This window comes from Oscillibacter acetigenes (assembly GCF_025567605.1).
Lineage (GTDB): Bacteria > Bacillota > Clostridia > Oscillospirales > Oscillospiraceae > Oscillibacter > Oscillibacter welbionis.
The window spans coordinates 180115-191244 of record NZ_JAOQKG010000002.1; the positions used below are offsets into that span (position 1 = coordinate 180115).

An 11130-nucleotide genomic window follows, 5' to 3' on the forward strand; every position below is an offset into this window, starting at 1 on the left:
CGATATTGAAAAGGGGGAGGGGCCATGCTTACCTATGAGGATGTGAAAAACAATTCTGCGGTCCGGACCTATATCCAGAGGGCGGACGAGTCTCTGACCGCTCTGGGCTATACGGAGCACAGCTTTGCCCACGTGACGGCGGTGGCGGAAAACGCCGCCTATATCCTCTCCACCCTGGGGTATCCGGAGCGGACGGTGGAGCTGGCAAAGATCGCCGGGTTTCTTCACGACATCGGCAACCTGGTGAACCGGGTGGATCACTCCCAGTCCGGTGCGGTCATGGCCTTCCGCATTCTGGACAACATGGATTGTCCTCCGGAGGAGATCGCCACCATCGTCACCGCCATCGGCAACCACGACGAGGGCACCGGCATGCCGGTGAACGCCGTGGCGGCGGCACTGATCCTGGCGGACAAGTCCGACGTCCGCCGCAGCCGGGTCCGGAATCCGGATATGGCCAGCTTCGACATCCATGACCGGGTGAACTACTCGGTGAAGAAGTCCGTCCTGAAGATCAACGAGGAGCACACGCTCATCAAGCTGAAGCTGTCCGTGGACACGAAGTACGGCTCTGTCATGGACTATTTTGAGATCTTCATGGGCCGGATGCTCCTCTGTCGAAAGGCAGCGGAGAAGCTGGGCCTGCAGTTCAAGCTGATGATTAACGAGCAGCAGCTGATCTGACCGGCCGCCGGAGGGAGACACCCTCCGTCCCTCCAGCGGGGCGGAGAGATTGAATGGGGAGGGATATCTGTGATCTATCTGCTGGAGGATGACGACAGTATCCGGGATTTTGTGATCTATACATTGAACAGCCAGGGTATGGAGGCCAGGGGCTTTCCGCTGCCCTCCCTGTTCTGGCAGGCCGTGGGAGAGCAGATGCCTGCCCTGGTGCTGCTGGATATCATGCTGCCGGAGGAGGATGGACTCAGCGTCCTGAAAAAGCTCCGGGCCACGCCCCGCACGGCCAAGCTGCCGGTCATCATGCTGACGGCCAAGGGCACGGAGTACGACAAGGTGGTGGGTCTGGACGGCGGCGCCGATGACTATGTGGCCAAGCCCTTCGGCATGATGGAGCTGCTCTCCCGCATCCGGGCGCTGCTGCGGCGGACGGAGACGGAGAACGGCACCCTCCGCTGCGGCATTCTGGAGGTGGATCCGGGGCAGCACATCGTCCGGGTCCGGGGACAGGAGACCATCCTGACCCAGAAGGAGTTTGAAGTGCTGTGCCTGCTGCTGCGCAACCCCGGCCAGGTGCTTTCCCGGGAGCAGCTGATCGAGAACGTCTGGGGCTACGCCTTTACCGGCGAGAGCCGGACCGTGGACGTCCACGTGCGGACCCTCCGCCAGAAGCTGGGAGAGGCGGGCGTTTACATCGAGACGGTCCGGGGCTATGGCTACAAGATCAGCCCTGTGAACTGACAGGAGGGCTGGAGAGACATGACGAAACGGATCTTTCGCTCCATCCTGGGCGTGTCCCTGGCAGTGCTGCTGGCCAGCCTGGTGCTGATCGTGGGCGTGCTCCACGGTTATTTCCAGGATCGGGTCTCCGGTGAGCTGGAGAGTCTGGCAGAGTACATCGCCCATGGGGTAGAGGAGAATGGCACGGACTATCTCACAGAGGATCTGCCCGGCAGCTACCGGATTACCTGGGTGGATGCGGACGGCACCGTGCTCTTCGACAACCGGCAGGACCCGGAGGAGATGGGGAACCACGCCCAGCGGGAGGAGATCCGGGAGGCGCTGATCCTGGGGAAGGGACATGCGGTCCGCTATTCGGACACGCTTTCCCAGCAGACGCTGTATGCGGCCCAGCGGCTTGCTGACGGAACGGTGCTGCGGGTGTCCAGCGCCCAGTATTCCGTCTGGGTCCTGGTACTGCAGGCGCTGCAGCCGGTGGCGCTGATGATGCTGCTGGCCTTCATCCTGGCCATGGCGCTGGCTTCCCGGGTGGCGCGGCAGCTGGTGGAGCCCATCAACGCCATCGACCTCAATGACCCCGCCGGCAGCGAGACCTATGAGGAGCTGACGCCCCTGCTGTCCAAGCTCCGCAGCCAGCAGAGGCAGATCCAGCGGCAGATGCGGGATTTAAAGCGCCGGCAGGAGGAGTTCACCGCCATCACGGAGAACATGAGCGAGGGCTTCCTGGTGATCGACCAGGAGACGCGGGTGCTGACTTACAATTCCGCCGTGCTGCGGCTGCTCTACGCGCAGGTCCCCACAGAGGAGGGAGAGAGCGTCTACGCCCTGAACCGGGAGGCGGGCTTCCGCCGCTGCGTGGAGGAGGCTCTGGCCGGTCGGCGGTGTGAGCAGCTGCTGGAAAAGGACGATGATTGCCGCCAGATCATCGCCAGTCCTGTGGAACAGGACGGCCAGATCGCGGGTGCGGTGCTGGTGATCCTGGATGTGACGGAGAAGGAGCAGCGGGAGCGGCTGCGGCGGGAGTTCACCGCCAACGTCTCCCACGAGCTGAAGACGCCCTTGACCTCCATCCTGGGTACGGCGGAGATCCTGCAGAACGGTTTGGTGAAGCCGGAGGACGTCCCCCACTTCGCCGGGAACATCCACCGGGAGACGGAGCGGCTCATCGGGCTGGTGAACGACATCATCAAGCTGTCCCGCCTGGACGAGGGCGGCGGCCTGGGCCAGTGGGAGACCGTGGATCTGTACGAGGAGGCGCGAGCCGTCCTGGAGCAGCTGGCTCCGGCGGCCCAGCGGAAACAGGTGACCACCCGGCTCCAGGGCGGCGAGGCTCTGGTGCGGGGCGTACCCCAGATCGTGGAGGAGATCGTCTACAACCTCTGCGACAACGCCATCGCCTACAACCGGGCGAACGGCAGCGTCACCGTCACGGTGGAAAATACCGCCTTCGGCCCCCGGATCACGGTGGCGGACACCGGCATCGGCATTCCCCGGGAGGCCCAGGGCCGGGTATTCGAGCGGTTTTACCGGGTGGACAAGAGCCATTCCTCCGGCGGCACGGGACTGGGGCTCTCCATCGTCAAGCACGGGGCGGCCTATCTGGGTGCCCAGGTGGAGCTCCACAGCGAACCGGGCCACGGCAGCACCTTTACGCTTACCTTTCCGAAGGCGGGAGCATGAGGGGGGGCTTGCAATCCCGGCGGAAGTGTGCTAGGATAACCGGAGATTGATGAATGATTGGAGGGGTGTGAAGATGCGGATCTGACCTTCGTGTTTTGGCATAGAGGGTTGCTGCGGCGAAGACGCAGCGTCTTTTTCCATGCCATTGCAGGGAAGGCAGACCGCTGATCTCACCCAGGTATCGCACAGCCCCGGATGCGGGGTGAATGCCGTATGCCCGGCCGCGGGAGAGGTCTGCTCTCCCGCGGCCGTTTTTTGCTGCGCAAAAGCACGGCGAATCGGAAATGACGGATGAGACGCTCATGTGCGCGGCATTTGCCGAAGTCTGCGGTGCGCCAGACCGCACATGAGGGTCTGCGCAAAGGAGGAATGCGATATGTCCATGATCGACGTCTCGAATCTGACATTTGGATACGAGGGCAGTCCGGAGCTCATCTTTGACCATGTGGGCTTTCAGATCGATAGCGGCTGGAAATTGGGCTTTACCGGGCGGAACGGCCGGGGAAAGACCACCTTCCTGCGGCTGCTCCAGGGGGAGTACCCGTACAGCGGCACCATCTCCGCCTCTGTGGAATTTGAGTACTTCCCCTACGAGGTGGCGAACCTGTCCCGGACGGGCCTGGAGGTGGTGCGGGAGATCGCGCCGGAGGCGGAGGACTGGGAGATCCAGCGGGAGCTGGGGCTTCTGGACCTGGCAGAGAGATCACTGGAGCTGCCCTTTTCCAGCCTCTCCAACGGGGAGCGGACCAAGGTGCTGCTGGCGGCCATGTTTTTGAAGGAGAATGCCTTCTTGCTGATCGACGAGCCCACCAACCATCTGGACCTGGAGGGACGGCGGAAGCTGGGGAGCTATCTGGCCCGGAAGCGGGGATTTCTGCTGGTATCCCATGACCGGGCGTTCCTGGACCAGTGTGTGGACCATATTCTGGCCATCAACCGGACCAATATTGAGATCCAGCGGGGGAATTTCTCCTCCTGGTGGGAGAACCGCCGGAGGCAGGACGCCTTTGAACTGGCCCGGCAGGAGAAGCTGCAGAAGGACATCGGGCGGCTGACGGAGTCCGCCCGCCGTGCCTCCGGCTGGTCGGACCGGACGGAGAAGAGCAAGTTCGGTGTGGACAAGACCGGGGCCAAGGCAGCGGACCGGGGCTTTGTGGGCCACAAGGCGGCCAAGCTGATGCAGCGGTCCAAATCCATCCAGCGCCGCCGGGAGGAGGCAGTGGAGGAGAAGAAGCAGCTGCTGCAGAACCTGGAGCGGCAGGAGGCGCTGGCGGTTACGCCCCTGCCCTGCCGGACGGGTGCGCGGCTGGCGGAGTTCCGGGACGTAGCCGTGTGCTACAACGGTCGCAGGGTCTGCCGGGAGATCACCTTCGAGGTGCTGGCGGGGGAGCGGATCGCCCTCCAGGGCGCAAACGGCTGCGGCAAGTCCAGCCTGCTGAAGCTGCTGCTGGGGGAAGAGATCCCCCACAGCGGCACGGTGGAGACCATGAGCGGCCTGGTGGTGTCCTATGTCAGCCAGAATACGGACCACCTGCGGGGCAGCCTGACGGAGTTTGTCCGGACCCAGGGTCTGGACGGCAGCCGGTTCCGGACCATCCTGCGGAAGCTGGATGTTCCACGGGAGCAGTTTGAGAAGGACCTGGCAGATTACAGCAGCGGCCAGAAGAAAAAGGTGCTGCTGGCCGCAAGCCTCTGCACACAGGCACACCTGTACGTGTGGGATGAGCCGCTGAACTTTATCGACGTCATCTCCCGGATGCAGGTGGAGGATCTGCTGCTGGCCTGTCGGCCGACCCTGCTGTTCGTGGAGCACGACGCCCGCTTCTGCGACGAGATCGCCACCCGGCGCATCCGGATCCAGAGGGAATGACTCGAAACAAGAAGACGCCCTCCGCAGTTGTGCGGAGGGCGTCCGTTTTCCTTTGTGATTACCAGAGGTCGGGCCAGAATACCTGGCCGTCCTCCGACCGGAAGGGCTCGGGCACCGTGTCCTCTTCCAGCATCCGGGCCCGGATGGCGGCGGAGAGGTCCTCCACTGTGCCGGGGCCGTAGTCGGCAAAGGACGCCGAGTCCATCAAAATGGCGCCCGCCCGGGCCATGTCCTCCAGATTCACCCGCTGGATCTCCTCGGTATGGGAGGAGCAGCAGTCCGTCAGCACCACGGTGTTGTACTCCAGAGCGATGGCGTCATAGCAGGTGGTGCGGATGCAGTTGGGGGTGGTGGTGCCGGTGAGGATCACCGTCCGCACGTCCAGCCGCCGGAGGATCAGGTCCAGCTCCGTCTGGAAAAAGGCGCTCCACCTGGGCTTGATGATGGTGTAGTCCCCGGGCTGGGGGCGCAGGCCCTCCGGTGCCTGGGCGCTGTTGGGACCGGTGGAGGCGGGGCGGCAGGCCCGGCCGCCAGCGACCCAGCCGGGGTAACGGGTCAGCTCCACATCGCTGCCGTCAGCGCGGTAGAGCCGCTTGACAAAGAATACCGGAATGCCCTTGGCCCGGGCCAGCTCCACGGCCCGGACGCAGTTGGGGACCATGGACTGGGCGAAGCGGATCCAGTGTCCGCCCTCCGGATGAACAAAGCCGTTTTCCATATCGATGACCAGCAGGGCGGAGCGGGTGGGATTGGGTTTCATCAGCAGAACCTCCTGTCAGAGTTTTTGAAAAATATGGATGCGAAAGGAGATACGGGTGGTGAGAGACTCCAGGTCCGCCAGACGCTTTGCACCTGTCTTGGGGGTCTTCCAGTAATAGGGCGTCATCTGGAACAGGGCGCGGATGTCTGCCTGGCAGGGGAGGGTGATGGTGCCCTCCACCGGCACGATGGACTGATAGGCGAACCCCTCATAGGGGGTCTCCTTTTCCTCATTGGGATAGGGACGGTCGTAGAGGACCTGCTTCAGCTCCCAGAGGTGGTCCGGTCCGGGCACCACGTAGAGGAAGTGCCCGCCCGGCCTCAGCACTCGCCGGAATTCCTCCAGCGCCAGGGGGGAGAAGCAGTCCAGCAGAATGTCCGCCGCGCCGTCCGCCGCCGGCAGGTGGAAGGAGGAGGCCACAGCCCACGCAATGCCTTTCTCCCGCTTGGCGGCGGATCGGAGAATGGGCTTGGAAATGTCGGTTCCCGCCATCCGGGGGGATTTTCCCGCGGCGGCCAGGGTCCGGAAGATGCCGGAGGTGTAGAATCCCTCGCCGCAGCCCACGTCCCAGATCACCGGCGATTCGCCGGAAAGAGACAAAATCTGACAACAGAGCGTATTGAGAAGCAGGTCATAATACCCCTTGGAGAGGAAATCCCGCCGTGCGGCGGCCATATCCCGGTCATCCCCCGGCGCGGCGGAGTGCTTTTGATTGGGGGGCAGCAGATAGGTGTAGCCCTCCCGGGCGATGTCATAACTGTGTCCGGCCGGGCAGCGATAGGCCCGGTCTCCGCGGTCCAGCGGCGCCCCGCAGACGGGGCAGCGGAAAAGACTTTCCATCACGTGTCCTCGCCCGTCACATCGTTGATCCACTTCCGGCTCCGCAGCCGCAGGATACCCCAGGGGCACTTGCACACATTTTCCGACTGGATGCATAGGCACACCACCGCTACCGGGGCGTTGAACACCAGGGCAGTCAGGAAGGTCAGAGGTACAGCGATGACCCACTGGCAGCTCAGGTCGATGATGGAGGCCATGCGGGAGTCGCCGCCCGCCCGAAGCAGGCCGGTGATGTTGGTGATGTCAAAGGCCTTCAGCGGCAGCATGAAGAGATATACGACGCACATGGTGACGGCGATCTCCAGCGCCAGCCCCTCCAAATGGAACAGAGGATAGAGATAGGGGATGAACACCGTAGGCAGGAGGACCGCCAGGCACACCGACACCACGAGACCCACTCCGAAGGAGACCGTCAGCAGGCAGCAGCCCAGAGAGTAGACCTCCTCCCGGCCGGCGCCCTCACCGATCCGCTTGCCCACAATCACGGCGGTGGCGCCTGCGATGCCGAAGCAGGCCACAGTGGAGAACTTGTCGATGTTGCCCATGATGGCGTGGGCCGCCAGCATATCCGTGCTGATGGCCATGTGGCCCATGACGGCGGTCATAACGCTGACGCCCAGACCCCACAGCACCTCGTTCACCAGAACGGGGGTGGCGTATTTCAGGAAGCTCCGCGCCATGGCCCCGCCGGGCCGCAGCAGCAGGCGGAGCATCAGGGGCACTCGGCGGTAGCGGGGGGCATAGACCGCGACGATCACGAACTCCAGCACCCGGGAGGTCAGGGTGGCAATGGCAGCACCGGTGATCCCCAGCGCAGGCGCGCCGAACTTGCCGAAAATAAGAATGTAGTTCAAGCCCGTGTTGGTCAGCATGGAGATGCCGAAGACGATCATGCCCATGGCGGGATTCTCCGTGCTGCGCTGCATGCCGATGTAGACGGAGCTGATGGTGTTGAAGATATAGCTGAGGCCAACAATCCGGAGATAGGGGGCGCCCAACTCAATGAGCAGGTCGTTGTTGGTCACCAGAGCCATCACATGGAGGGGGAAGAAGAACAGCACAGCGGCCACGGAAACCGCAATGATGAGCCCGGCGTAAAGGCTGACGCCCATACAGCGGTTGATGCTGTCGGTGTCCCCCTTGCCCCAGTACTGGCTGGCCAGGACGGAGAGTCCGCTGAGCAGGCCCAGGATGATGATCTGGAGCAGGTAGATGGGCGTGTTGGCGGCAGTGACAGCGGACAGCTCATTCTGCCCCAGCATACCCACCATGAAGGTGTCCACAAATCCCAGGGAAGTGGTGATGAGATTCTGCAGGATCAGCGGCAGAGCCAGCAAGAACAGCCGCTTGTAGAAGCCGGGCTCCCGATGAAGATGACGAAACATAAAAGACGAAACCTCTTGAAACTGAAAAGTAAAATTGCCTTACAGCATGGGCATCCGCGTGTCGTGGTGGCGCCGCAGGGCGTCCGCACAGGCGTCGATGTCGCCCTTGTCAGTCTCCGGGCCGAAGCTCAGGCGGATCACCCCGCCGGAGACCTTCTTGGATAGCTTCAAGGCCGCGATCACGTGACTGGGCTTGCCCTGATGGCAGGCGGAGCCGGCGGAGATGCAGACGCCCTGGCTGCCCAGGTCATTGACAATATTTTGGCTGGGCCAGCCCACGAGAGAGATGGAGAGGATATGGGGCGCGCCGCCGGGAGCGGAGAGGATTTTCAAGTCGGGGATGGCAGACAGCCGCTCTGCGGCATAGTCCCGGATTTTCGCCATGCAGAGGAGTTTCTCCTCCAAATTTTCCCGCCGCAGCTCCACAGCCCTGGCAAAGCCCGCGATCTGGGCCGTGGCTTCGGTGCCGGCCCGGAGGCCGCCCTCCTGCCCGCCGCCGGCCAGCAGCGGCTTTGGATTCCGGACCCGGGGACCGATGTACAGAGCGCCGATGCCCTTGGGCCCGCCGATCTTGTGGGCGGAGATGGTGAGGAAGTCCGCCCCCAGCGTTTTTGCGGAGCATGGGACCTTCAAAAAGCCTTGGACCGCGTCGGTGTGCAGCAACGTCTGTGGGTTCTTCACCGCCAGGCCCCGGGCGATCTCAGCGATGGGATAGATGTTTCCCAGCTCGTTGTTCACCAGCATGCAGGACACCAGCGCCGTGTCCTGCCGGACGGCGGCGAGGACCTGCTCCGCAGAGAGGGAGCCGTCCTGAGCCGGGACAAGATACGTCACCTCGTATCCCTGCCGCTCCATCCAGCGGCAGGCTTCCAGCACGGCGCTGTGCTCCACTGCGGTGGTAACGATGTGGCGGCCCAGGTGGCGGTTCTGCCAGCAGGCGGCGGTGACAGCCCAGTTGTCCGCCTCCGTGCCGCAGGAGGTGAAGAACAGCTGCTTGGCCCCACAGCCCAGTGCGTCCGCCACGGTCTTCCGCCAGACTTCCACCCGGCGCTTCATCTCCAGCCCCATGGGGTACTGGGAGCTGGGGTTGCCGAACTGTTCGGTGAGCACCTCATACATGGCATCCGCCACCGCCCGGGGAACGGGCGTAGTGGCGGCGTGGTCCAGATAAATCATGAAAAACGATCTCCTTGCAGTTGGGCCTTGCCCAACAGTAAAAATTACAGTATAATCGAAACGCATCAAGTTATTATATAAAGGTTTTGCGGAAAGTGCAAGGAGATTCCATGAAAGTTGCCATCTATACCTTGGGCTGCAAGGTGAACCAATATGAGACTCAGGCCATGGAGCAGGAGCTGCTGGCAAGGGGGCACACGCTCACGGAGTTTTCCGATGAGGCGGATGCCTATATTGTGAACACCTGCTCCGTCACGGCAGTCAGCGACCAGAAGTCCCGGCAGGTGATCCACGGCGTCCAGCGGAAGCACCCCGGCGCCGTGGTGGCGGTGTGCGGCTGCTATCCCCAGACCCACGCGGACGACGTGCGGAAGCTGGGGGTGGACCTGATCTCCGGCACCGGCGACCGGACGGGTTTTATCCGCCTTCTGGAAGAGGCCGCGGCGGAGAAGCGGCAGATCGAGGCCATCGACCAGCCTTTTGAGCGGCGGGTGTTCGAGGTCCTGCCCGCCGGCGGCCTGGGGGGCCGCACCCGGGCCATGCTGAAGGTGGAGGACGGGTGCGTCAACTTCTGTACCTACTGCATCATTCCATACGCCCGGGGACGGGTGCGGTCCCTGCCCGTCCCCACTGCCGTGGAGCAGACTCGGGCCCTGGCGGCAGAGGGCTACCGGGAGATCGTGGTGACGGGCATCGAGATCTCCTCCTGGGGCCAGGACCTGAAGAACGGAGAGACCCTGATCGACCTACTGGAGGCTGTCTGCACCGCCGCACCGGCTGTCCGCATCCGGCTGGGGAGCCTGGAGCCCCGGACCATCACAGAGGAGTTCTGCCGCCGGGCGGCCGCCCTGCCGAACCTCTGCCCCCAGTTCCACTTGTCTATGCAGTCCGGATGCGACGACACCCTGAAGCGAATGAACCGGAAATACGATACCACTCGATATGCGCAGTCCGTTGCACTTTTAAATCAATATTTTGACCACCCCGCTGTCACCACGGACCTCATCACCGGGTTTCCGGAGGAGACGGAGGAGGAATTTGCCCAGACGCTGGACTTCATCCGCCGGTGCGGCTTTGCCCAGATGCACATTTTCCCCTACTCCGTCCGGCCCGGCACCCCGGCGGCCAAGATGCGTCAGGTGCCGAAGGCCGTGAAGGAAGAGCGGGCCCGCCAGGCGGCGGCGGTGGCGGAGGCGCTCCACCGGAACTATCTCGCGGCCTGTGTGGGAGCGGTGTATCCCGTCCTCTTTGAACAGCCCAAGGACGGCAGGTATTTCGGCCACGCACCCAACTATATGGAGGTGCTGGCGGACGGGACGGACCTGCATAACCAGGTGCGGAATGTGAAAGTCACCGGCACTGACGGAGCATCCCTGCTGGGTGAGCTTTTGGAGGACTGACATGAAGAGCCATTTCTTTGCCTACATCTCCCGGATGCGGTTCATCCAGCGGTGGGCCCTGATGCGCAACACCGCGCCGGAGAACGTCCAGGAGCACAGTCATCAGGTGGCCGTCCTGGCCCACGCTCTGGCGGTGATCCGCAACGAGAAGTTCGGCGGCCGCCTGGACCCCGGCGCCGTGGCGGTGGCGGCGCTGTACCATGACGCCAGCGAGATCCTGACCGGCGACATGCCCACCCCCATCAAGTACGACAACCCGGCCATCCGAAACGCCTACAAGGACGTGGAGGCGGTGGCGGAGGGCAAGCTGCTCCACATGCTGCCGCCGGAGCTTCAGGGGGTGTACGGGCCCATCCTGACGCAGTCCGACCCGGAGGTGCGGCAGGTGGTGAAGGCGGCGGACAAGCTCTCCGCTTATATCAAGTGTATAGAGGAGCTGAAAGCCGGCAACAACGAATTCCGGCAGGCCGCCGGCCAGACCCGGAAAGCCCTGGAGGGCTACGAACTGCCGGAAGTGACGTACTTTCTGGAGACCTTTATGGACAGCTTCTCCCTGACCCTGGACGAGCTGCAGTGAACAAAGAACCGCCCTGGCGC

At 63.4% G+C, this 11130-nt stretch carries 10 protein-coding genes; 6 read left to right on the forward strand and 4 right to left on the reverse strand.

From position 1 onward, the window contains the following. The first annotated feature begins 24 nt into the window (after positions 1–24). From OCV80_RS04770 to abc-f, 4 genes are all read left to right on the forward strand, one after another. Positions 25–684 carry an HD domain-containing protein gene (locus OCV80_RS04770; protein ID WP_021748872.1) on the forward strand — a complete coding sequence of 220 codons (660 nt, stop codon included), beginning with the start codon at positions 25–27 and terminating at the stop codon, positions 682–684. 69 nt (positions 685–753) lie between these two features. After that, positions 754–1422: a response regulator transcription factor gene (locus OCV80_RS04775; RefSeq protein WP_136891473.1), complete on the forward strand. Its 669-nt coding sequence runs from the start codon at positions 754–756 to the stop codon at positions 1420–1422. 18 nt (positions 1423–1440) lie between these two features. Continuing rightward, positions 1441–3102, forward strand: a complete 1662-nt coding sequence (locus OCV80_RS04780; protein ID WP_021748874.1) for a sensor histidine kinase — start codon at positions 1441–1443, stop codon at positions 3100–3102. Between the two features lie 376 nt (positions 3103–3478). Continuing rightward, positions 3479–4972: a ribosomal protection-like ABC-F family protein gene (gene abc-f, locus OCV80_RS04785; RefSeq protein ID WP_025544789.1), complete on the forward strand. Its 1494-nt coding sequence runs from the start codon at positions 3479–3481 to the stop codon at positions 4970–4972. Between the two features lie 58 nt (positions 4973–5030). Here the strand turns inward: abc-f and OCV80_RS04790 are convergent, their stop codons facing one another. The 4 genes from OCV80_RS04790 to OCV80_RS04805 are packed head-to-tail and all read right to left on the reverse strand — an operon-like array spanning position 5031 to position 9133. After that, positions 5031–5732 (reverse strand): cysteine hydrolase family protein, encoded by a 702-nt coding sequence (locus OCV80_RS04790; protein WP_021748877.1) that lies wholly within the window; start codon positions 5730–5732, stop codon positions 5031–5033. Between the two features lie 15 nt (positions 5733–5747). After that, entirely contained in the window at positions 5748–6572 is an 825-nt protein-coding gene (locus OCV80_RS04795) for a putative RNA methyltransferase (RefSeq protein WP_021748878.1), read from the reverse strand. Beyond that, positions 6572–7957, reverse strand: coding sequence for an MATE family efflux transporter (locus tag OCV80_RS04800; protein WP_021748879.1), 1386 nt, complete (start codon positions 7955–7957; stop codon positions 6572–6574). The genes OCV80_RS04795 and OCV80_RS04800 overlap by 1 nt, the downstream gene beginning before the upstream one ends. A gap of 39 nt (positions 7958–7996) precedes the next feature. Next, positions 7997–9133, reverse strand: a complete 1137-nt coding sequence (locus OCV80_RS04805; protein WP_119310573.1) for a cysteine desulfurase family protein — start codon at positions 9131–9133, stop codon at positions 7997–7999. Positions 9134–9243: 110 nt separating this feature from the next. On the opposite strand from OCV80_RS04805, the gene mtaB reads away from it, so the two are divergent. Both mtaB and yfbR read left to right on the forward strand, forming a co-directional pair. Next, positions 9244–10533 carry a tRNA (N(6)-L-threonylcarbamoyladenosine(37)-C(2))-methylthiotransferase MtaB gene (gene mtaB, locus OCV80_RS04810; RefSeq protein WP_119310574.1) on the forward strand — a complete coding sequence of 430 codons (1290 nt, stop codon included), beginning with the start codon at positions 9244–9246 and terminating at the stop codon, positions 10531–10533. A 1-nt stretch (position 10534) separates the two neighbouring features. After that, the gene (gene yfbR / locus OCV80_RS04815) at positions 10535–11110 is read left to right on the forward strand and encodes a 5'-deoxynucleotidase (protein ID WP_267288246.1); all 576 of its coding nucleotides are present in this window, start codon (positions 10535–10537) and stop codon (positions 11108–11110) included. Positions 11111–11130 lie beyond the last annotated feature (20 nt).